We start from the raw sequence: 18,405 nt of genomic DNA on the forward strand, positions 1-18,405 counted from the left end.
CCGTCGTGAACGGTGTTCTTGGCTGGGCGGATGGTGCGTGCGGCGGACAGTGGAACACGGATACCCGAGCGGGTCGCGGGACGGCTGACGGGACGGGCGGCAGGACGGTTCAAGCAACCGCTCCCGCCACTCGCCGTGACCGTCCCGACCGGCCCGACAGCACCCACCGGACGGCCGGCGCCGGGCGGGCGCCTCTACGTCATCGACGGCATCCGGCTGCTCGCCGCCCTGATGGTGGCCGTGCACCACTACGCCGGCACCTACCGGGCCGACCGCCCCGGCAACCTGATCTGGGACCGGCCGGTGTCCGAGATCATGCCGACGGCCTTCCGGTTCGCCTCCTACGGCTGGATCGGCGTCGAGATCTTCTTCGTGATCAGCGGCTTCGTGATCTGCATGTCGTGCTGGGGCCGCACCCCGCGCCAGTTCTTCGTCTCCCGGGTGATCCGGCTCTACCCGGCGTACTGGTTCGCGGTCCTGTTCACCACGGCTGTGTTGATCGCCGTTCCGGGGGTGTGGGAACGCCTGCGCCTGCGCGAGATCCTCCTGAACCTGACGATGCTCCAGTCCGGCTCGGCCGTGCCCAACGTCGACGGCGTCTACTGGACCCTCTGGTCGGAACTGCGCTTCTACCTGCTCTTCCTCGTCGTGGTCGCCATGGGGCTGACGTACCGCAGAGTGGTCCTGTTCTGCTGCCTGTGGGGCGCGGCGGCGATGCTCGCCCCCATATCCCACCTGCCCCTGCTGGAGCTGGTCGCCAACCCGGACGGCGCCTGGTACTTCATCGCGGGTCTCGCCCTCTACCTCATGCACCGCTTCGGCCAGGACCTCCTGCTGTGGGGCATCCTCGCCATGGCCTGGCTCATGGGCCAGCTCGAGCTCGGCAACCGCATCGAGCGGATCGAGCACGTCTCCGGCTGGCGGGGGAGCGTGCTGATCTACACCGTGTTCCTGCTCTTCATGGTCGCCGTGGCGCTCGGTCACACCGACCGCGTCCGCTGGAAGTGGCTGGTCACGGCCGGCGCCATGACGTACCCCCTCTACCTGATCCACTACGCCGCCGGCACGGCCCTCATCAACCGCCTCCACGGCACGATGGACGCCCGCCTCCTGGTCGCCGCGATCATCACAGGCTTCATGGTCCTGAGCTACCTGATCCACCGCTGCGTGGAACGCCCGTTGTCCCGCCTCCTGAAGAAGGGCCTGAACACGTCCTTCGCCCGCATGCGCAACGCGGGGAACGGGGCCTGAGGCCGTGGCGGAGGACCTCCTTCGAGTGATCGACTCGTTACGCTCCGCGATGAGTGAGGTATCGTCACCCTCGGTGATGACCGGTGCCGGGAGCACCTGTCTGTCTCTGGGGGAGGCGATGCGTCGTGAGCGGTGCCGTGGTGCCGGGGCCGGTGGGCGGAGGACGGCCGGACCTGGCCTCCTCGCCCGCCCAGAAGGCGGCTGCCGTGCGGGCGATCGAGGAGCACATCCAGCCCGACACCGCCAAGGCCGGGACGTGGGCGGACGAGGACACCGGGAGTGCGGTCAAGGCGTTCGCCGCCAAGGACGGTGACGGCTGGGACACCTCCGCGGCGCTGAAGAAGGCCCACGAGACCTGGGGCGGTCAGGTGAGGAACCTGATGGACCGGCTCGACACCGAGAAGGGCGCGCTGCGTGGCGCCGGGACGGTCCTGACGGGCACGGACCACGGGGTGGGTGCCCAGGCGCTGAGGATCCGGCAGCCGTCGGCGCTGGACCGGTTCTGAGGACGCGGGGCAGGGGGAGCGGGCGCATGCCGACGTACCACGAGATCATGACCACCGACCTCGGTGCGCTCACCACCGCCGCCGACCGGTGGGACGGCATGGCGGGCGAGCTCGCCAAGCAGGAGAAGGTCTACCGGCGTGACGTCCACGGCATCTCCATGGGCACCGGCTGGGTGGGGCTGAGCGCCGACGCGGCCAACCGGCGGTTCGACGTCACGCTCCGGGAGTTCGGGTCCGCGCAGACGGAGGCCAGGGCGGTGGCCGGGCTGCTGAGGGACGCGCACACGCAGTTCGTGGAGCTGCGGGGGCGGCTGAGGGCCGCTCGGCGGGAGGCTGTCGACGCGGGCATAAGGGTCTCCGAGCAGGGCCGGGTGAGCCTGGACACCGAGCGTCTGCCGGACGCGGAACGGCGGACACTGCACGTCGACCCCGCCGGGTGGCAGGAGGCCGTCCGGTCCTGGCAGGACCGCATCGACAAGGCGGTACGGGACGTCACGGACGCGGACGCGGGCGTGCGGATCGCCCTCCACGCCGTCGTGGTCGACTCCGGCGTCGCCGCCGGGGGCAAGGGCTTCAACGGCGAGGCGAAGGACGACGTCGAGACGTACGAGGGCGAGGCGGCCGAGAAGGCGCTGGAGAAGCTCCGCGACGGCGGACGCCTGTCCGACCGGGAGATCGCCGAGCTCGAGCGGACGTTCCGCGACAACAGCGACGACCCGGCGTTCTCACGGGCCCTGCTGGACGGCCTGGGCGCCCAGGGCACCCTCACGCTGACGAACGAGCTGAACGACCTGATCCACGTGCGGGGCGGCGGCCGCGCGGGGCACTACGCGGCGATCGAGACCGGCCTGGCCGACGCCCTCGCCTCCGCGACGAGGGACACCGGGTCGTCCTGGTACCGGGGCTGGCGCGAGGACATGCGCGAGGCCGGTGTGGAGCGGCACGGCACCGACGCGCAGGGGGCCCGCCTGGACAAGGCCGTCGGGTACCAGTCGCTGGTCACGCTGATGCAGAAGGGGCACGGGTACGCGCCGGACATGCTCGGGGACCTCACCGACGACATGATCGCGGCGGAGAGGAAGGACCCGGGCATCTGGCAGCTGAAGGGCGAGTACGCCGGTAAGCGGGACGGCTGGTTCGCCAACGACCCGGTGGACGGCATGCTCGGCATCATGAGCCGCGACCCCGACGCGGCGGCGGCGTACCTCGCCTCCGACGAGAAGATGACGTACCTGTTGAAGGACCGGGACTGGGACGTCACGCTGCACGAGCGCGAGGGCGCGAAGGTCGGCACGTACGCGCCGGGCGCGGACGGCGACGACCGCGCGGGCCTCGGCGCGGCACTCCAGGCCGCGGCGACGGGCATCGACCCGGCGGACGGGAACGCGCGGTACGTGGAACACACGCGGCAGAACGACGCGGTGTTCAAGTCGGCGATCACGACCCTGTCCGCCAGAGGCGACGACTTCCCCCCGTCCCTACGAGGCCCGATGGCCAACATCCTGGTCAACCACGGGGGGACGGTGCACACGGCGATGAGTGAGATCGACGTCGCAGAGTCGCCCTTGGCGCAGCACGACCTTTTCGAGGTCGCCAAGCAGATTTCGAAAGACCAAGCCGCCTACAGCACTCTCAATGGTGGGCTGAATCAGGCGATGGTGGCTAACATCCACGAGCACGGTCAGTCTGGCTCGACCGAATCGCTCACTCGGGCGGGACGGACAGTGGGCTTTCTGGAGGAAGCTCGCGTGCAGGCACAAGGCGCCCCTGAGGTCGCGGATTTCGCCGCGAAACCACTCATCGACGAGGCGATCAGCTACATCCCGGTTGCTAGTGACAAGGTGCAGCAAGGGGTCGACCATGTCACGAACATGTGGTTGGAAGATGAGCAGAAGCGGATCGACGGTCAGCGTGCCGAGAACAACATCAAGACCGCTGAACTGAGAAACAGGCAACTCATGGCCCTTGCCGACGAATGGCAGGCAGTGCATGCAGGTGAAGTCGACGCCACATATGACGCGCAGGATGCCATTGATACGGCGGCTGGTCGCGGTGGCGTGAAGGGCAGGGACATGTCGGGACGTGATCCACGCTGATGAGAAGGATTCTATCGAGACTGAGTGCCATCATCCTTACACTGTGTTTTTCCCTTCTGGTAACGTCCTGTGGGGGTGGTAGTCATTTCAAACCGCCGAAAAGAATTTGTGGCACACCCGTCGACTGGAAGCTTGTCGACCCTTTAGTCGATTCCACCGAAGACCTATACGAGTACAGTCGCGTGGATCGATCGGAACTCATTTCAGCCCCATGTACGATTCTATCTAGCGGTAACCGGCTCATGGAGTTCCACTTCTACTGGACATCAAATGCGCCCGGGTTCGCTCAGCGATCTGAGTTTGATTCGATCTTCGTCGACGTTTCACAGTGGCGTGAAGCAAGCATCGGCGATGAGGCGATTGTCGGCAGGAACGGCGCTATCGCGAGCACTTCATGCCTCACCGCCCGTGGGCAACATTTCACGCTCAAGTTGCACTTGCCTCAGGCGAGCATCCTCGACGAGGGAAATCGTACGAAGGTTGAAGCGTTCATGCGCGTCTACTTCCCCGCCACCGTCAAGACTCTGCGTTGCGGGTGACGGGGGTGGTTGTCAGGCGGGACAGGAGCTTGGCGTAGACCGTTGTCGCCGCTGCCACGGCCGTCGTGATCGTCGACAGGGCGAGGATGCCCAGCAGCGCCGGCCACTGGCGGAGCTCGCTGTCGCAGATGCCGTCCACCCGCTGGAACGGGTCGATCAGCGGCCCCTTGCAGCGCTGCTCACCCGGGCCGGCGCCGTAGGAGTGGGACTCGGGGCCGTACGAGGAGAGCAGCAGGATCGCGAAGCAGCCCCACAGGGCCAGCGCCAGCAGGATCCACGCGATCGACCACTTGTCCGCACGCCCCGCCGCCCGGGCCCCCGCCCGTTCGGCCTCCGTCGCCCCGTCCGTGCCGGCTGCCGCCACGCGCGTCCCCTCCCGAATGTCCGGTCATGTCCCGCCGCACCCGCCCGCCCGGCGGGGCACGGTTTGACCTACGTCACGTCCGGGGTATTCTCTCCGGCTCGATTGGCCAGGCCCCCGTCGTGTATGGCAGACTAGCCGAGTTGCTCGGTCGAGTGCCGATGCTGCGCGCCTCCCGCCGGGAGGACCGGAAGCGAGTCCCACAGTACTCGTCGCCCCTGATCAGGGGCGGAAGTACGGGAATCTTCCGGGAAGTGTCAGCGGGGTGCAGACCAGGCGCCCGGTGGGCCTCTCGCCCCCGCCCGCGGTTCCGGAAGGGCCCGCACTCCCCAGCAGGGAAGTCCCGAAGAGGGACATCTGTGTCAGCGGGAGCGCGACACGCCCGACCGCGTGGGTCGGAGGTGAGGGTAGGGAACACCGGGTTCCAGAGCGTTTTCGAGAGACAGGACTACGAAGTAGCCATGGCGGGACAGAAGATCCGCATCCGGCTCAAGGCCTACGACCACGAGGTCATCGACTCCTCGGCGAAGAAGATCGTCGAGACGGTGACGCGTACTGGTGCGTCGGTCGCGGGCCCGGTGCCGCTGCCCACTGAGAAGAACGTGTACTGCGTCATCAAGTCGCCGCACAAGTACAAGGACTCGCGCGAGCACTTCGAGATGCGCACGCACAAGCGCCTGATCGACATCCTCGACCCGACCCCCAAGACCGTTGACTCTCTGATGCGACTCGACCTCCCGGCCGGTGTCGACATCGAGATCAAGCTCTGAAGGCCGGTGATCTGAGAATGGCTAAGCAGATCAAGGGCATCCTGGGCGAGAAGCTCGGCATGACGCAGGTGTGGGACGAGAACAACCGCGTTGTTCCGGTCACCGTCGTCAAGGCCGGCCCCAACGTCGTCACCCAGGTCCGTACGAACGACGTCGACGGCTACGAGTCGGTCCAGATCGCCTTCGGCGAGATCGACCCGCGCAAGGTGAACAAGCCCCTCAAGGGCCACTTCGCCAAGGCCGACGTCACCCCCCGCCGTCACCTCGTTGAGATCCGCACGTCGGACGCCTCCGAGTACACGCTGGGCCAGGAAGTCACCGCCGAGGTCTTCGAGTCCGGCGTGAAGGTCGACGTGACCGGCAAGAGCAAGGGCAAGGGCTTCGCCGGTGTCATGAAGCGTCACAACTTCAAGGGCCTCGGCGCCGGTCACGGCACCCAGCGCAAGCACCGCTCTCCCGGTTCCATCGGTGGCTGCGCCACCCCGGGCCGCGTGTTCAAGGGCCTCCGCATGGCGGGTCGCATGGGCAACGAGCGGGTCACCACCCAGAACCTGACCGTCCACGCCGTTGACGCGGAGAAGGGTCTGCTGCTCATCAAGGGCGCGGTTCCCGGTCCGAACGGCGGCCTCGTCCTGGTCCGCACCGCGGCCAAGGGGGCCTGAGGTAACCGATGAGCACTGTTGACATCCTTTCGCCTGCCGGCGAGAAGACCGGTAGCGTCGAGCTCCCCGCGGAGATCTTCGGCGTGGAGAAGATCAGCATCCCGCTGATCCACCAGGTCGTCGTCGCGCAGAACGCCGCTGCCCGCCAGGGCACGCACAAGACCAAGCGTCGCGGCGAGGTCCGTGGTGGCGGCAAGAAGCCGTACCGCCAGAAGGGCACCGGCCGCGCGCGCCAGGGTTCGACCCGTGCGCCGCAGTTCGCCGGTGGTGGCGTCGTGCACGGTCCCGTGCCGCGCGACTACTCGCAGCGGACCCCGAAGAAGATGAAGGCCGCGGCCCTGCGCCACGCCCTCACCGACCGGGCCCGCCACAACCGCATCCACGTCGTCACCGGCGTGATCGAGGGCGACAACCCCTCCACCAAGGCCGCCCGGAGCCTGTTCGGCAAGATCAGCGAGCGTAAGAACCTGCTGCTCGTCGCCGACCGCTCCGACGAGGCCGCGTGGCTGTCCGCCCGCAACCTGCCCCAGATCCACATCCTGGAGCCGGGCCAGCTGAACACGTACGACGTTCTCGTCTCGGACGACGTGGTCTTCACCCAGGCCGCTTTCGAGTCCTTCGTGTCTGGCCCCAAGGCCGCTGACACCGAAGGGAGCGAGGCCTGATGGCTACGCGTCACCCGAGCATCGCCTCGAAGGCCGCCAAGGCGGCCAAGGCCGCGCGCGTCGCCAAGGCGCGTCGCCACGAGGCCGAGGGCAAGAACACCGTCGTGACCCCGGCGAGCAAGGCGTTCACGGACCCCCGTGACGTGCTGCTCAAGCCGGTCGTGTCCGAGAAGAGCTACGCGCTGCTCGACGAGAACAAGTACACGTTCGTCGTCGCGCCGGGCTCCAACAAGACCCAGATCAAGGAGGCCGTCCAGGCGGTCTTCTCGGTCAAGGTCACCGGGGTCAACACGATCAACCGCCAGGGCAAGCGCAAGCGGACCCGCACGGGCTTCGGCAAGCGTGCCGACAGCAAGCGCGCGATCGTGACCCTCGCCGAGGGCGACCGTATCGACATCTTCGGCGGTCCGACCTCCTGACGGAGGTCCGGATCGTCCGATATCGGACGAGGACTGAGAAATGGGTATCCGCAAGTACAAGCCGACGACTCCGGGCCGTCGTGGCTCCAGCGTCGCCGACTTCGTCGAGGTCACGCGGTCCACGCCGGAGAAGTCGCTGGTCCGCCCGCTGCACAGCAAGGGCGGCCGTAACAACGCCGGTCGTGTGACCGTTCGCCACCAGGGTGGCGGACACAAGCGCGCCTACCGCGTGATCGACTTCCGTCGTCACGACAAGGACGGCGTGCCGGCGAAGGTCGCGCACATCGAGTACGACCCCAACCGCACCGCGCGCATCGCGCTGCTGCACTACGCCGACGGCGAGAAGCGCTACATCCTCGCCCCGCGCAACCTGCAGCAGGGCGACCGCGTCGAGAACGGTCCCGGGGCCGACATCAAGCCGGGCAACAACCTGGCCCTCCGCAACATCCCGGTCGGTACCACGATCCACGCGATCGAGCTCCGTCCCGGTGGCGGTGCCAAGTTCGCCCGCTCCGCCGGCGCCTCCGTGCAGCTGCTCGCGAAGGAGGGCACCATGGCCCACCTCCGCATGCCGTCCGGGGAGATCCGCCTGGTCGACCAGCGCTGCCGCGCCACGGTCGGCGAGGTCGGCAACGCCGAGCAGAGCAACATCAACTGGGGCAAGGCGGGTCGCAAGCGGTGGCTGGGCGTTCGCCCGACCGTCCGTGGTGTGGTCATGAACCCGGTGGACCACCCGCACGGTGGTGGTGAGGGCCGGACCTCCGGTGGTCGTCACCCCGTGTCCCCGTGGGGCAAGAAGGAAGGCCGTACTCGTTCGCCCAAGAAGGCGTCGAACAAGTACATCGTCCGCCGCCGCAAGACGAACAAGAAGCGCTAAGGACGGGTTGAGATGCCTCGTAGCTTGAAGAAGGGACCCTTCGTCGACGACCACCTGATCAAGAAGGTGGACGTCCAGAACGAAGCCGGTACCAAGAACGTCATCAAGACCTGGTCCCGTCGCTCGATGATCGTCCCGGCGATGCTCGGCCACACGATCGCGGTGCACAACGGCAAGACCCACATCCCGGTGTTTGTCACCGAGTCCATGGTCGGCCACAAGCTCGGCGAGTTCTCGCCGACGCGCACCTTCCGGGGTCACGTCAAGGACGACCGGAAGTCGAAGCGCCGCTAGTCAGCGGGGTGTGAAAGACGATGACAAACACTGAAGGGACAACCATGGAAGCCAGGGCCCAGGCGCGGTACATCCGCGTCACGCCCATGAAGGCCCGCCGCGTGGTGGACCTCATCCGTGGCATGGATGCCACGGAGGCTCAGGCGGTCCTGCGTTTCGCCCCGCAGGCCGCGAGCGTGCCGGTGGGCAAGGTGCTGGACAGCGCCATTGCCAACGCCGCGCACAACTACGACCACACCGACGCCGACAGCCTCTACATCTCCGAGGCGTACGTCGACGAGGGCCCGACCCTGAAGCGGTTCCGTCCGCGCGCCCAGGGCCGCGCCTACCGGATCCGCAAGCGGACCAGCCACATCACCGTGGTCGTCAGCAGCAAGGAAGGAACCCGGTAATGGGCCAGAAGGTTAACCCGCATGGGTTCCGGCTCGGTGTCACGACCGACTTCAAGTCGCGTTGGTACGCCGACAAGCTGTACAAGGACTACGTCAAGGAAGACGTCGCCATCCGTCGGATGATGACGTCCGGCATGGAGCGCGCCGGCATCTCCAAGGTCGAGATCGAGCGCACCCGTGACCGCGTGCGTGTGGACATCCACACCGCTCGTCCGGGCATCGTCATCGGCCGCCGCGGCGCCGAGGCCGACCGCATCCGCGGCGACCTCGAGAAGCTCACCGGCAAGCAGGTCCAGCTGAACATCCTCGAGGTCAAGAACCCCGAGACGGACGCTCAGCTCGTGGCCCAGGCCGTCGCCGAGCAGCTCTCCTCCCGCGTCTCCTTCCGCCGTGCCATGCGCAAGAGCATGCAGTCGGCGATGAAGGCCGGCGCCAAGGGCATCAAGATCCAGTGCGGTGGCCGCCTCGGTGGCGCCGAGATGTCCCGCTCGGAGTTCTACCGCGAGGGCCGCGTGCCCCTGCACACGCTCCGCGCGAACGTGGACTACGGCTTCTTCGAGGCCAAGACGACCTTCGGCCGCATCGGCGTGAAGGTCTGGATCTACAAGGGCGACGTCAAGAACATCGCCGAGGTCCGCGCCGAGAACGCTGCGGCCCGTGCGGGTAACCGCCCGGCCCGTGGCGGTGCCGACCGCCCGGCCCGTGGTGGCCGCGGTGGCGAGCGGCGCGGTCGCAAGCCGCAGCAGCAGTCGGCTCCGGCCGCCGAGGCCCCCAAGGCCGAGGCGCCCGCCGCTGCCGCTCCGGCTGAGAGCACCGGAACGGAGGCCTGACCGAAATGCTGATCCCCCGTAGGGTCAAGCACCGCAAGCAGCACCACCCGAAGCGCAACGGTATGTCCAAGGGTGGAACGCAGGTTGCGTTCGGCGAGTACGGCATCCAGGCGCTGACCCCGGCCTACGTCACGAACCGCCAGATCGAGGCGGCTCGTATCGCGATGACCCGTCACATCAAGCGTGGCGGCAAGGTCTGGATCAACATCTACCCGGACCGTCCGCTCACGAAGAAGCCGGCCGAGACCCGCATGGGTTCCGGTAAGGGTTCGCCGGAGTGGTGGATCGCCAACGTCAAGCCCGGACGCGTCATGTTCGAGCTGTCGTACCCCAACGAGAAGATCGCCCGTGAGGCGCTGACTCGTGCGGCCCACAAGCTGCCGATGAAGTGCCGGATCGTCAAGCGCGAGGCAGGTGAAGCGTGATGTCGGCCGGTACCAAGGCGTCCGAGCTGCGCGAACTGGGTGACGAGGAGCTTCTGGCGAAGCTCCGCGAAGCCAAGGAAGAGCTGTTCAACCTCCGCTTCCAGGCGGCGACCGGTCAGCTCGAGAACCACGGTCGGCTCAAGGCCGTCCGTAAGGACATCGCGCGGATCTACACCCTGATGCGTGAGCGCGAGCTGGGCATCGAGACGGTGGAGAGCGCCTGATGAGCGAGAGCAACGTGACTGAGAACACCGAGGCACGCGGATTCCGCAAGACCCGCGAGGGTCTGGTCGTCAGCGACAAGATGGACAAGACCGTCGTCGTCGCCGTCGAGGACCGCGTCAAGCACGCGCTGTACGGCAAGGTCATCCGCCGTACGAACAAGCTCAAGGCCCACGACGAGCAGAACGCCGCGGGTGTCGGCGACCGCGTCCTCCTCATGGAGACCCGGCCGCTGTCCGCCACGAAGCGCTGGCGCGTCGTGGAGATCCTCGAGAAGGCGAAGTAGTCGGCAGGGGCTCCGGCCCCGCTGACCCCGCCGGGGGCCCCGGCCCCCGGCGGTGGTTCGCCTCCCAGAGGCACAAGTAATTCCTGCGGAGTTCCCGCAGGACGGTTCCGCCAGGCTCTCCGGACCAACACCCGGAGGGAACCGGCAGACAATCAGGAGATAGACGTGATCCAGCAGGAGTCGCGACTGCGTGTCGCCGACAACACGGGTGCGAAGGAGATCCTCTGCATCCGTGTGCTCGGTGGCTCCGGTCGCCGCTACGCGGGTATCGGTGACGTCATCGTCGCCACCGTCAAGGACGCGATCCCCGGTGGCAACGTGAAGAAGGGTGACGTCGTCAAGGCGGTCATCGTTCGCACCGTCAAGGAGCGCCGCCGTCCGGACGGCTCGTACATCCGCTTCGACGAGAACGCCGCCGTCATTCTGAAGAACGACGGCGACCCTCGCGGCACCCGTATCTTCGGCCCGGTCGGCCGTGAGCTGCGCGAGAAGAAGTTCATGAAGATCATCTCCCTCGCGCCGGAGGTGCTGTGAGCATGAAGATCAAGAAGGGCGACCTGGTCCAGGTCATCACCGGTAAGGACAAGGGCAAGCAGGGCAAGGTCATCGCGGCCTTCCCCCGTGAGGACCGTGTCCTGGTCGAGGGTGTCAACCGGGTCAAGAAGCACACCAAGGCCGGTCCGACCGCTCGCGGTTCGCAGGCCGGCGGCATCGTGACCACCGAGGCCCCGATCCACGTCTCCAACGTCCAGCTGGTCGTGGAGAAGGACGGCAACAAGGTCGTCACGCGCGTCGGTTACCGCTTCGACGACGAGGGCAACAAGATCCGCGTTGCCAAGCGGACGGGTGAGGACATCTGATGGCGACCACCACCACTCCGCGTCTGAAGACGAAGTACCGCGAGGAGATCGCGGGCAAGCTGCGTGAGGAGTTCTCCTACGAGAACGTCATGCAGGTTCCCGGCCTCGTCAAGATCGTGGTCAACATGGGTGTGGGCGACGCCGCCCGCGACTCCAAGCTGATCGAGGGCGCCATCCGCGACCTCACCACGATCACCGGTCAGAAGCCGGCCGTCACCAAGGCCCGCAAGTCCATCGCGCAGTTCAAGCTGCGTGAGGGTCAGCCGATCGGTGCCCACGTCACGCTTCGTGGCGACCGCATGTGGGAGTTCCTGGACCGCACCCTGTCGCTCGCGCTCCCGCGCATCCGCGACTTCCGCGGCCTGTCCCCCAAGCAGTTCGACGGCCGTGGCAACTACACCTTCGGTCTCACGGAGCAGGTCATGTTCCACGAGATCGACCAGGACAAGATCGACCGCGTCCGGGGTATGGACATCACCGTGGTCACCACGGCGACCAACGACGCTGAGGGCCGCGCGCTCCTTCGTCACCTCGGCTTCCCGTTCAAGGAGGCGTGAGCGAGATGGCGAAGAAGGCTCTGATCGCTAAGGCTGCTCGCAAGCCCAAGTTCGGTGTGCGTGGCTACACCCGCTGCCAGCGCTGCGGCCGCCCGCACTCCGTCTACCGCAAGTTCGGCCTGTGCCGCGTGTGCCTTCGTGAGATGGCTCACCGTGGCGAGCTGCCGGGCGTGACCAAGAGCTCCTGGTAATCCGGTAATTCCGGGTTATTCAGACTCTCGGTAAGCATCTGGGTCGGCAGGGGCCCGTCTCCGCATGCCTTAGGCTTGTGGGGTTGGGCGTCTGCCGCCCGTACGACTTACTACGCCGTAGGTCCACCGCGCCGCACCCGTCCCGTCTCGGATCGGGGAGAGGGATGGCGCACCAGGAAACCCCGGCGAGAGAGGCCGAAGGCCAATTCATGACCATGACTGATCCGATCGCAGACATGCTTACGCGTCTGCGGAACGCGAACTCGGCGTACCACGACTCCGTGACGATGCCGGCGTCCAAGATCAAGTCTCACATCGCGGAGATCCTCCAGCAGGAGGGCTTCATCACGGGCTGGAAGGTCGAGGACGCCGAGGTCGGCAAGAACCTCGTTCTCGAGCTGAAGTTCGGCCCGAACCGTGAGCGCTCCATCGCGGGCATCAAGCGGATCTCCAAGCCCGGTCTCCGGGTGTACGCGAAGTCCACCAACCTGCCGAAGGTGCTGGGCGGCCTCGGCGTGGCGATCATCTCCACGTCGCACGGGCTCCTCACCGACAAGCAGGCCGGCAAGAAGGGCGTGGGTGGGGAAGTCCTCGCCTACGTCTGGTAGCGGAAGGGAACGGAGGAAACAGCTATGTCGCGCATCGGCAAGCTCCCCATCGCGGTTCCCGCCGGCGTGGACGTCACCATCGACGGCCGTACGGTCGCGGTCAAGGGCCCCAAGGGCACGCTGACCCACACCGTCGTCGCGCCGATCGACATCGCCAAGGGTGAGGACGGCGTTCTGAACGTCACCCGCCCCAACGACGAGCGTCAGAGCAAGGCCCTGCACGGCCTGTCCCGCACGCTGGTGGCGAACATGATCACCGGCGTGACCCAGGGTTACGTGAAGAAGCTCGAGATCAGCGGTGTCGGTTACCGCGTGGTCGCCAAGGGTTCGAACCTGGAGTTCTCCCTCGGTTACAGCCACCCGATCACCGTCGAGGCCCCCGAGGGCATCACCTTCAAGGTGGAGTCCCCGACCCGCTTCTCGGTCGAGGGCATCGACAAGCAGAAGGTCGGCGAGGTTGCGGCCAACATCCGCAAGCTGCGCAAGCCCGACCCGTACAAGGCCAAGGGCGTCAAGTACGAGGGCGAAGTCATCCGCCGCAAGGTCGGAAAGGCGGGTAAGTAAGCCATGGCATACGGACAGAAGATCCTCAAGGGCGACGCCTACAAGCGCGCCGCGATCAAGCGCCGCCACATCCGGATTCGCAAGAATCTCTCCGGTACGGCGGAGCGTCCGCGTCTGGTCGTGACCCGCTCCAACCGTCACATCGTGGCGCAGGTGATCGACGACCTCAAGGGCCACACCCTGGCGTCGGCGTCCACCCTGGACACCTCGATCCGTGGTGGCGAGGGCGACAAGTCCGCGCAGGCCAAGCAGGTCGGGGCCCTGGTCGCCGAGCGCGCCAAGGCCGCCGGTGTCGAGGCCGTCGTGTTCGACCGTGGTGGCAACCAGTACGCCGGGCGCATCGCCGCTCTGGCGGACGCCGCCCGCGAAGCCGGACTGAAGTTCTGAGCCGGTTCCGTAGCTAGCGGAAAAAGAGAGAGGTAATTCCAATGGCTGGACCCCAGCGCCGCGGAAGCGGTGCCGGTGGCGGCGAGCGGCGGGACCGGAAGGGCCGTGACGGCGGCGCAGCTGCCGCCGAGAAGACCGCTTACGTTGAGCGCGTCGTCGCGATCAACCGCGTCGCCAAGGTTGTGAAGGGTGGTCGTCGCTTCAGCTTCACCGCGCTGGTCGTGGTGGGCGACGGTGACGGCACCGTGGGCGTCGGATACGGCAAGGCCAAGGAGGTGCCGGCCGCCATCGCCAAGGGCGTTGAGGAGGCCAAGAAGCACTTCTTCAAGGTCCCCCGCATCCAGGGCACCATCCCGCACCCCATCCAGGGTGAGAAGGCTGCCGGCGTCGTGCTGCTCAAGCCCGCGTCCCCGGGTACCGGTGTGATCGCCGGTGGTCCGGTGCGCGCCGTGCTCGAGTGCGCCGGTATCCACGACGTGCTGTCGAAGTCGCTCGGCTCCGACAACGCCATCAACATCGTGCACGCGACCGTGGAGGCCCTCAAGGGCCTGCAGCGTCCCGAGGAGATCGCGGCCCGCCGTGGTCTGCCGCTCGAGGACGTCGCCCCCGCGGCTCTTCTCCGTGCGCGTGCCGGGGCGGGTGCGTAATCATGGCGCAGCTCAAGATTACGCAGGTCAAGTCCTACATCGGCAGCAAGCAGAACCACCGTGACACCCTGCGCTCCCTTGGTCTCAAGGGCATCAACACGCAGGTCGTCAAGGAGGACCGCCCCGAGTTCCGCGGCATGGTGCACACCGTCCGCCACCTCGTGACGGTCGAGGAGGTCGACTGATCATGGCGGAGCAGAACCCGCTCAAGATCCACAACCTCCGTCCCGCCCCGGGCGCCAAGACCGCCAAGACCCGTGTGGGTCGTGGTGAGGCGTCGAAGGGTAAGACGGCCGGTCGTGGTACCAAGGGTACGAAGGCCCGTTACCAGGTTCCGGAGCGCTTCGAGGGTGGCCAGATGCCCCTCCACATGCGTCTCCCGAAGCTGAAGGGCTTCAAGAACCCGTTCAAGACCGAGTTCCAGGTCGTGAACCTCGACAAGCTGGCCGCGCTGTACCCCGAGGGTGGCGAGGTCACCGTCGAGGGTCTCGTGGCCAAGGGTGCCGTTCGCAAGAACAGCCTCGTCAAGGTGCTCGGCCAGGGCGAGATCTCCGTGGCGCTGCAGGTGACGGTCGACGCCGTCTCCGGCTCCGCCAAGGAGAAGATCACCGCCGCCGGCGGTACCGTCACCGAGCTCGTCTGAGCCATTCAGGCGTCTCGATGACCTGAACGATCCCGACCGGGGATACTCCACAAAAGGGGTATCCCCGGTTGGTCGTTCCAAGGGCAGTGGTCCCGCCGGTAAGGTGGCCTGCGCTGCCCTCTTTCACGGGTGCCACACATGGGGCACCCTGAACGGCAGTTGGCCGTTATCCCCTAAGTCGTCAGTCGAACCTCAAGACCGTCACCCTTGACGCAGAAGCGCGGGGGTCGCAGGAGGCACCGTGCTCACCGCGTTCGCCCGGGCGTTCAAGACGCCCGACCTGCGCAAGAAGCTGCTCTTCACGCTCGGCATCATCGTGGTGTACCGGCTCGGTACCCACATCCCGATCCCCGGCGTCGACTACAAGAGCGTCCAGGAGTGTGTGGACCAGGCGTCCGGCAACCAGGGCCTCTTCGGTCTGGTCAACATGTTCAGCGGTGGCGCCCTGCTGCAGATCACGGTCTTCGCGCTCGGCATCATGCCGTACATCACGGCGAGCATCATTCTGCAGCTGCTGACCGTGGTGATCCCGCGCCTGGAGGCCCTGAAGAAGGAGGGCCAGGCGGGTACGGCGAAGATCACGCAGTACACCCGCTACCTGACCATGGCGCTCGCCATCCTGCAGGGCACCGGCCTGGTGGCCACCGCCCGCAGCGGCGCCCTCTTCTCCGGCTGCACCGTCGCCGGCCAGATCGTGCCCGACCGGTCCATCTTCACCACCGTCGTGATGGTGGTCTGCATGACCGCCGGTACGGCCGTCGTCATGTGGCTCGGTGAGCTCGTCACCGACCGCGGCATCGGCAACGGCATGTCGATCCTGATGTTCATCTCGATCGCCGCGACCTTCCCGTCCGCCCTGTGGGCCATCAAGAAGCAGGGCGACCTGGCGGGCGGCTGGATCGAGTTCGGCACGGTGATCCTGGTCGGCCTGGTGATGGTCGGTCTCGTGGTGTTCGTGGAGCAGGCCCAGCGCCGCATTCCGGTCCAGTACGCGAAGCGCATGATCGGACGCCGTTCCTACGGCGGCACGTCCACGTACATCCCGCTGAAGGTGAACCAGGCGGGTGTGATCCCCGTCATCTTCGCCTCGTCGCTGCTCTACATCCCGGCGCTGATCGTCCAGTTCTCCAACTCGCAGGCGGGCTGGGCCACCTGGATCACGAAGAATCTCGCGGACACGGGGGCGACCCCGCACATCATCCTGTACTTCTTCCTGATCGTGTTCTTCGCCTTCTTCTACGTGGCTATCTCGTTCAACCCCGAGGAAGTCGCCGACAACATGAAGAAGTATGGTGGCTTCATCCCGGGCATCCGGGCTGGCCGACCGACCGCTGAGTACCTGAGCTACGTACTCAACCGGATCACCTGGCCGGGTTCGCTGTACCTGGGTCTGATCGCTCTCGTCCCGACAATGGCGTTGGCTGGTTTCGGGGCAAACCAGAACTTCCCGTTCGGCGGTACCAGCATCCTGATCATCGTGGGTGTGGGTCTCGAGACGGTGAAGCAGATCGAGAGCCAGCTCCAGCAGCGCAATTACGAAGGGTTCCTCCGCTGATGCGAATCGTCCTCGTCGGGCCGCCGGGTGCCGGAAAGGGAACGCAGGCCACCCGCCTTGCCGAGACGCTGCACATTCCGCACATCTCCACGGGAGACCTGTTCCGCGCGAACATCAGCCGGCAGACCGAGCTGGGCAAGCTCGCCAAGTCCTACATGGACGCCGGCAACCTCGTACCGGACGAGGTCACCATCGCCATGGCGAAGGACCGGATGGAGCAGCCCGACGCCGAGGGCGGCTTCCTGCTCGACGGTTTCCCGCGCAACGTGTCGCAGGCCGAGGCGCTGGACGAGCTCCTCCAGACCGAGAACATGAAGCTCGACGCGGTGCTGGACCTGGAGGCCCCCGAGGACGAGGTCGTCAAGCGGATCGCCGGCCGGCGCGTCTGCCGCAACGACTCGGCGCACGTCTTCCACGTGACGTACACGCCGCCGAAGAAGGAAGGCGTCTGCGACGTCTGCGGCGGCGAGCTGTACCAGCGGGACGACGACTCCGAGGAGACGGTCCGCACGCGGCTCGAGGTCTACCACACGCAGACCGAGCCGATCATCGACTACTACAAGGCGCAGGGGCTGGTCGTCACCATCTCCGCGATGGGACCGGTGGGCGAGGTCACGACGCGGGCGCTGGAGGCGCTGAAGCGCGACAAGTAGTTCTCGCGTGGCTGCAGCCGCGGTTCCCTCTCGGGGCCGCGGCTGTGGTGTGCCCGGGGTGGGTCGCGCCCGCGGCACGACCGCCCGCGACCTGCCGCGGGGTCCGGCCCCGTATCGTTGAGTGCGTCCGTCCCTCCTCCGGTCCAGAAAGGCCGCAGCCCCCATGGTGCAGATCAAGAGCCCCGAGCAGATCGCCAAGATGCGTGAGGCGGGGCTGGTCGTGGCCGCCATCCACGCGGCGACGCGGGAGGCCGCCGTGCCCGGCGCCACCACCAAGGACCTGGACCAGGTCGCCCGCAAGGTGCTCGCGGAGCACGACGCCAAGCCGAACTTCCTCGGGTACGGCGGATTCCCGGCGACGATCTGCACGTCCGTGAACGAGGTCGTCGTCCACGGCATCCCGTCCGACGACGTCGTCCTCAAGGACGGCGACATCATCTCCATCGACTGCGGCGCGATCATCGACGGCTGGCACGGCGACGCCGCCTACACGGCCTTCGTGGGCTCCGGACACGCCCCGGAGCTGGTCGAGCTCTCCCGGGTGACCGAGGAGTCGATGTGGGCCGGCATCGCGGCGATGAAGCAGGGCAACCGGCTCGTCGACATCTCGCGGGCCGTCGAGACCTACATCCGCCGCCAGCCCAAGCCCGGCGGCGGCAAGTACGGGATCATCGAGGACTACGGCGGCCACGGCATCGGCACCGAGATGCACATGGACCCGCACCTGCTGAACTACGTCGACCGGCGCCGCGGCAAGGGCCCGAAGCTGGTGCCCGGCTTCTGCCTCGCCATCGAGCCGATGGTGTCGCTCGGCACCCCGAGGACCGAGGTCCTGGGGGACGACTGGACGGTCATCACGACCGACGGCACGTGGTCGTCGCACTGGGAGCACTCCGTGGCCCTGACGGAAGAGGGCCCCCTGGTCCTCACCGCCCCCGACGGCGGCAAGGCCAAGCTGGCGGAGCTGGGCGTCACGGCGGCCCCGGACCCGCTGGCCTGACGCGGACCCCGGGAGCGCCCGGCGGCCGGAGGCCGAAGCCGGCGATGGTGCCCCGCGGGCATGACGATCTCCCTCTTGGGGCAGACTTCCTCGTTTCGCCTTTCCGGGGGTGCTGACGTAGACTGACTCGTCGGCTCCAGTGCAC

Annotated in this window: 29 protein-coding genes; 28 read left to right on the forward strand and 1 reads right to left on the reverse strand. The window is 67.1% G+C overall.

Annotation, left to right across the window (positions count from 1 at the left end; genetic code table 11):
• Positions 1-30: 30 nt before the first annotated feature.
• The 4 genes from ACFWJB_RS05585 to ACFWJB_RS05600 all read left to right on the forward strand — a co-directional run bounded on the left by ACFWJB_RS05585 (position 31) and on the right by ACFWJB_RS05600 (position 4,392).
• A complete protein-coding gene (locus ACFWJB_RS05585; protein WP_386920425.1) occupies positions 31-1,251 on the forward strand; it encodes an acyltransferase family protein in 1,221 nt (406 codons plus the stop codon).
• A 125-nt stretch (positions 1,252-1,376) separates the two neighbouring features.
• On the forward strand, positions 1,377-1,757 hold the full coding sequence (locus tag ACFWJB_RS05590) for a hypothetical protein (RefSeq protein WP_386920427.1): 381 nt from the start codon (positions 1,377-1,379) through the stop codon (positions 1,755-1,757).
• A gap of 26 nt (positions 1,758-1,783) precedes the next feature.
• Positions 1,784-3,853 carry a hypothetical protein gene (locus tag ACFWJB_RS05595; protein ID WP_386920429.1) on the forward strand — a complete coding sequence of 690 codons (2,070 nt, stop codon included), beginning with the start codon at positions 1,784-1,786 and terminating at the stop codon, positions 3,851-3,853.
• Between the two features lie 242 nt (positions 3,854-4,095).
• Entirely contained in the window at positions 4,096-4,392 is a 297-nt protein-coding gene (locus tag ACFWJB_RS05600) for a hypothetical protein (protein ID WP_386920431.1), read from the forward strand.
• On the opposite strand, the gene ACFWJB_RS05605 is transcribed toward ACFWJB_RS05600, so the two are convergent.
• Positions 4,370-4,756 (reverse strand): hypothetical protein, encoded by a 387-nt coding sequence (locus tag ACFWJB_RS05605; RefSeq protein WP_386920433.1) that lies wholly within the window; start codon positions 4,754-4,756, stop codon positions 4,370-4,372. The two genes, ACFWJB_RS05600 and ACFWJB_RS05605, sit on opposite strands and share 23 nt — an antisense overlap.
• Positions 4,757-5,214: 458 nt before the next feature.
• On the opposite strand from ACFWJB_RS05605, the gene rpsJ reads away from it, so the two are divergent.
• From rpsJ to map, 24 genes are all read left to right on the forward strand, one after another.
• A complete protein-coding gene (gene rpsJ, locus ACFWJB_RS05610) occupies positions 5,215-5,523 on the forward strand; it encodes a 30S ribosomal protein S10 (protein ID WP_003948644.1) in 309 nt (102 codons plus the stop codon).
• A gap of 17 nt (positions 5,524-5,540) precedes the next feature.
• Positions 5,541-6,185, forward strand: a complete 645-nt coding sequence (rplC, locus tag ACFWJB_RS05615) for a 50S ribosomal protein L3 (RefSeq protein WP_004927290.1) — start codon at positions 5,541-5,543, stop codon at positions 6,183-6,185.
• A gap of 8 nt (positions 6,186-6,193) precedes the next feature.
• A complete protein-coding gene (rplD, locus tag ACFWJB_RS05620; protein ID WP_385459736.1) occupies positions 6,194-6,850 on the forward strand; it encodes a 50S ribosomal protein L4 in 657 nt (218 codons plus the stop codon).
• Positions 6,850-7,269: a 50S ribosomal protein L23 gene (gene rplW, locus ACFWJB_RS05625; protein ID WP_003974265.1), complete on the forward strand. Its 420-nt coding sequence runs from the start codon at positions 6,850-6,852 to the stop codon at positions 7,267-7,269. The genes rplD and rplW overlap by 1 nt, the downstream gene beginning before the upstream one ends.
• A gap of 40 nt (positions 7,270-7,309) precedes the next feature.
• Positions 7,310-8,146, forward strand: a complete 837-nt coding sequence (rplB, locus tag ACFWJB_RS05630; protein WP_003974264.1) for a 50S ribosomal protein L2 — start codon at positions 7,310-7,312, stop codon at positions 8,144-8,146.
• Between the two features lie 12 nt (positions 8,147-8,158).
• Positions 8,159-8,440, forward strand: a complete 282-nt coding sequence (rpsS, locus tag ACFWJB_RS05635) for a 30S ribosomal protein S19 (RefSeq protein ID WP_003948639.1) — start codon at positions 8,159-8,161, stop codon at positions 8,438-8,440.
• 44 nt (positions 8,441-8,484) lie between these two features.
• Positions 8,485-8,832: a 50S ribosomal protein L22 gene (gene rplV / locus ACFWJB_RS05640; RefSeq protein ID WP_019329637.1), complete on the forward strand. Its 348-nt coding sequence runs from the start codon at positions 8,485-8,487 to the stop codon at positions 8,830-8,832.
• Complete coding sequence (gene rpsC / locus ACFWJB_RS05645; RefSeq protein ID WP_009190135.1) at positions 8,832-9,662, forward strand: 30S ribosomal protein S3; 831 nt, start codon at positions 8,832-8,834, stop codon at positions 9,660-9,662. Before rplV ends, rpsC begins: the two co-directional genes overlap by 1 nt.
• Before the next feature lie 5 nt (positions 9,663-9,667).
• Positions 9,668-10,087 (forward strand): 50S ribosomal protein L16, encoded by a 420-nt coding sequence (gene rplP / locus ACFWJB_RS05650; protein WP_009190136.1) that lies wholly within the window; start codon positions 9,668-9,670, stop codon positions 10,085-10,087.
• Complete coding sequence (gene rpmC, locus ACFWJB_RS05655) at positions 10,087-10,311, forward strand: 50S ribosomal protein L29 (protein WP_003998824.1); 225 nt, start codon at positions 10,087-10,089, stop codon at positions 10,309-10,311. Before rplP ends, rpmC begins: the two co-directional genes overlap by 1 nt.
• Positions 10,311-10,595, forward strand: a complete 285-nt coding sequence (rpsQ, locus tag ACFWJB_RS05660) for a 30S ribosomal protein S17 (RefSeq protein WP_014674375.1) — start codon at positions 10,311-10,313, stop codon at positions 10,593-10,595. Before rpmC ends, rpsQ begins: the two co-directional genes overlap by 1 nt.
• A 165-nt stretch (positions 10,596-10,760) precedes the next feature.
• Positions 10,761-11,129: a 50S ribosomal protein L14 gene (rplN, locus tag ACFWJB_RS05665; RefSeq protein WP_003998823.1), complete on the forward strand. Its 369-nt coding sequence runs from the start codon at positions 10,761-10,763 to the stop codon at positions 11,127-11,129.
• 2 nt (positions 11,130-11,131) lie between these two features.
• A complete protein-coding gene (gene rplX / locus ACFWJB_RS05670) occupies positions 11,132-11,455 on the forward strand; it encodes a 50S ribosomal protein L24 (RefSeq protein WP_003992365.1) in 324 nt (107 codons plus the stop codon).
• A complete protein-coding gene (gene rplE / locus ACFWJB_RS05675; protein WP_019329632.1) occupies positions 11,455-12,012 on the forward strand; it encodes a 50S ribosomal protein L5 in 558 nt (185 codons plus the stop codon). The genes rplX and rplE overlap by 1 nt, the downstream gene beginning before the upstream one ends.
• Positions 12,013-12,017: 5 nt before the next feature.
• Entirely contained in the window at positions 12,018-12,203 is a 186-nt protein-coding gene (locus ACFWJB_RS05680) for a type Z 30S ribosomal protein S14 (RefSeq protein WP_003948630.1), read from the forward strand.
• Between the two features lie 209 nt (positions 12,204-12,412).
• Positions 12,413-12,811 carry a 30S ribosomal protein S8 gene (rpsH, locus tag ACFWJB_RS05685; protein WP_007384075.1) on the forward strand — a complete coding sequence of 133 codons (399 nt, stop codon included), beginning with the start codon at positions 12,413-12,415 and terminating at the stop codon, positions 12,809-12,811.
• A gap of 24 nt (positions 12,812-12,835) precedes the next feature.
• Positions 12,836-13,375, forward strand: coding sequence for a 50S ribosomal protein L6 (gene rplF, locus ACFWJB_RS05690; protein ID WP_217143310.1), 540 nt, complete (start codon positions 12,836-12,838; stop codon positions 13,373-13,375).
• A gap of 3 nt (positions 13,376-13,378) precedes the next feature.
• Entirely contained in the window at positions 13,379-13,762 is a 384-nt protein-coding gene (rplR, locus tag ACFWJB_RS05695; protein WP_071373345.1) for a 50S ribosomal protein L18, read from the forward strand.
• Positions 13,763-13,803: 41 nt separating this feature from the next.
• Positions 13,804-14,409 (forward strand): 30S ribosomal protein S5, encoded by a 606-nt coding sequence (gene rpsE, locus ACFWJB_RS05700; protein WP_019753099.1) that lies wholly within the window; start codon positions 13,804-13,806, stop codon positions 14,407-14,409.
• Positions 14,410-14,411: 2 nt separating this feature from the next.
• Entirely contained in the window at positions 14,412-14,594 is a 183-nt protein-coding gene (gene rpmD / locus ACFWJB_RS05705) for a 50S ribosomal protein L30 (protein WP_003974250.1), read from the forward strand.
• Between the two features lie 2 nt (positions 14,595-14,596).
• A complete protein-coding gene (rplO, locus tag ACFWJB_RS05710; RefSeq protein WP_023547373.1) occupies positions 14,597-15,052 on the forward strand; it encodes a 50S ribosomal protein L15 in 456 nt (151 codons plus the stop codon).
• 241 nt (positions 15,053-15,293) lie between these two features.
• Positions 15,294-16,607, forward strand: coding sequence for a preprotein translocase subunit SecY (gene secY, locus ACFWJB_RS05715; protein ID WP_385459742.1), 1,314 nt, complete (start codon positions 15,294-15,296; stop codon positions 16,605-16,607).
• On the forward strand, positions 16,607-17,260 hold the full coding sequence (locus ACFWJB_RS05720) for an adenylate kinase (protein WP_385459744.1): 654 nt from the start codon (positions 16,607-16,609) through the stop codon (positions 17,258-17,260). The genes secY and ACFWJB_RS05720 overlap by 1 nt, the downstream gene beginning before the upstream one ends.
• 163 nt (positions 17,261-17,423) lie before the next feature.
• Positions 17,424-18,260 (forward strand): type I methionyl aminopeptidase, encoded by an 837-nt coding sequence (gene map, locus ACFWJB_RS05725; RefSeq protein WP_385459746.1) that lies wholly within the window; start codon positions 17,424-17,426, stop codon positions 18,258-18,260.
• Positions 18,261-18,405 lie beyond the last annotated feature (145 nt).

Source organism: Streptomyces sp. NPDC127100 (assembly GCF_042724095.1).
Taxonomy (GTDB): domain Bacteria; phylum Actinomycetota; class Actinomycetes; order Streptomycetales; family Streptomycetaceae; genus Streptomyces.

What these genes read in the sequence shown, in the direction of transcription:
- ACFWJB_RS05595 (WP_386920429.1), top strand. Translation starts at nt 1,784, where the DNA reads ATGCCGACGTACCACGAGATCATGACCACCGACCTCGGTGCGCTCACC.
- ACFWJB_RS05720 (WP_385459744.1), top strand. Translation starts at nt 16,607, where the DNA reads ATGCGAATCGTCCTCGTCGGGCCGCCGGGTGCCGGAAAGGGAACGCAG.
- ACFWJB_RS05680 (WP_003948630.1), top strand. Translation starts at nt 12,018, where the DNA reads ATGGCGAAGAAGGCTCTGATCGCTAAGGCTGCTCGCAAGCCCAAGTTC.
- rplB (WP_003974264.1), top strand. Translation starts at nt 7,310, where the DNA reads ATGGGTATCCGCAAGTACAAGCCGACGACTCCGGGCCGTCGTGGCTCC.
- map (WP_385459746.1), top strand. Translation starts at nt 17,424, where the DNA reads ATGGTGCAGATCAAGAGCCCCGAGCAGATCGCCAAGATGCGTGAGGCG.
- ACFWJB_RS05585 (WP_386920425.1), top strand. Translation starts at nt 31, where the DNA reads ATGGTGCGTGCGGCGGACAGTGGAACACGGATACCCGAGCGGGTCGCG.
- rpsH (WP_007384075.1), top strand. Translation starts at nt 12,413, where the DNA reads ATGACCATGACTGATCCGATCGCAGACATGCTTACGCGTCTGCGGAAC.
- rpmC (WP_003998824.1), top strand. Translation starts at nt 10,087, where the DNA reads ATGTCGGCCGGTACCAAGGCGTCCGAGCTGCGCGAACTGGGTGACGAG.
- rpsJ (WP_003948644.1), top strand. Translation starts at nt 5,215, where the DNA reads ATGGCGGGACAGAAGATCCGCATCCGGCTCAAGGCCTACGACCACGAG.
- rpsE (WP_019753099.1), top strand. Translation starts at nt 13,804, where the DNA reads ATGGCTGGACCCCAGCGCCGCGGAAGCGGTGCCGGTGGCGGCGAGCGG.
- rplW (WP_003974265.1), top strand. Translation starts at nt 6,850, where the DNA reads ATGGCTACGCGTCACCCGAGCATCGCCTCGAAGGCCGCCAAGGCGGCC.
- rplC (WP_004927290.1), top strand. Translation starts at nt 5,541, where the DNA reads ATGGCTAAGCAGATCAAGGGCATCCTGGGCGAGAAGCTCGGCATGACG.
- ACFWJB_RS05600 (WP_386920431.1), top strand. Translation starts at nt 4,096, where the DNA reads ATGGAGTTCCACTTCTACTGGACATCAAATGCGCCCGGGTTCGCTCAG.
- rpsQ (WP_014674375.1), top strand. Translation starts at nt 10,311, where the DNA reads ATGAGCGAGAGCAACGTGACTGAGAACACCGAGGCACGCGGATTCCGC.
- rpmD (WP_003974250.1), top strand. Translation starts at nt 14,412, where the DNA reads ATGGCGCAGCTCAAGATTACGCAGGTCAAGTCCTACATCGGCAGCAAG.
- rplF (WP_217143310.1), top strand. Translation starts at nt 12,836, where the DNA reads ATGTCGCGCATCGGCAAGCTCCCCATCGCGGTTCCCGCCGGCGTGGAC.
- rplP (WP_009190136.1), top strand. Translation starts at nt 9,668, where the DNA reads ATGCTGATCCCCCGTAGGGTCAAGCACCGCAAGCAGCACCACCCGAAG.
- rplD (WP_385459736.1), top strand. Translation starts at nt 6,194, where the DNA reads ATGAGCACTGTTGACATCCTTTCGCCTGCCGGCGAGAAGACCGGTAGC.
- rplV (WP_019329637.1), top strand. Translation starts at nt 8,485, where the DNA reads ATGGAAGCCAGGGCCCAGGCGCGGTACATCCGCGTCACGCCCATGAAG.
- rpsC (WP_009190135.1), top strand. Translation starts at nt 8,832, where the DNA reads ATGGGCCAGAAGGTTAACCCGCATGGGTTCCGGCTCGGTGTCACGACC.
- rplO (WP_023547373.1), top strand. Translation starts at nt 14,597, where the DNA reads ATGGCGGAGCAGAACCCGCTCAAGATCCACAACCTCCGTCCCGCCCCG.
- rplR (WP_071373345.1), top strand. Translation starts at nt 13,379, where the DNA reads ATGGCATACGGACAGAAGATCCTCAAGGGCGACGCCTACAAGCGCGCC.
- rpsS (WP_003948639.1), top strand. Translation starts at nt 8,159, where the DNA reads ATGCCTCGTAGCTTGAAGAAGGGACCCTTCGTCGACGACCACCTGATC.
- rplE (WP_019329632.1), top strand. Translation starts at nt 11,455, where the DNA reads ATGGCGACCACCACCACTCCGCGTCTGAAGACGAAGTACCGCGAGGAG.
- rplX (WP_003992365.1), top strand. Translation starts at nt 11,132, where the DNA reads ATGAAGATCAAGAAGGGCGACCTGGTCCAGGTCATCACCGGTAAGGAC.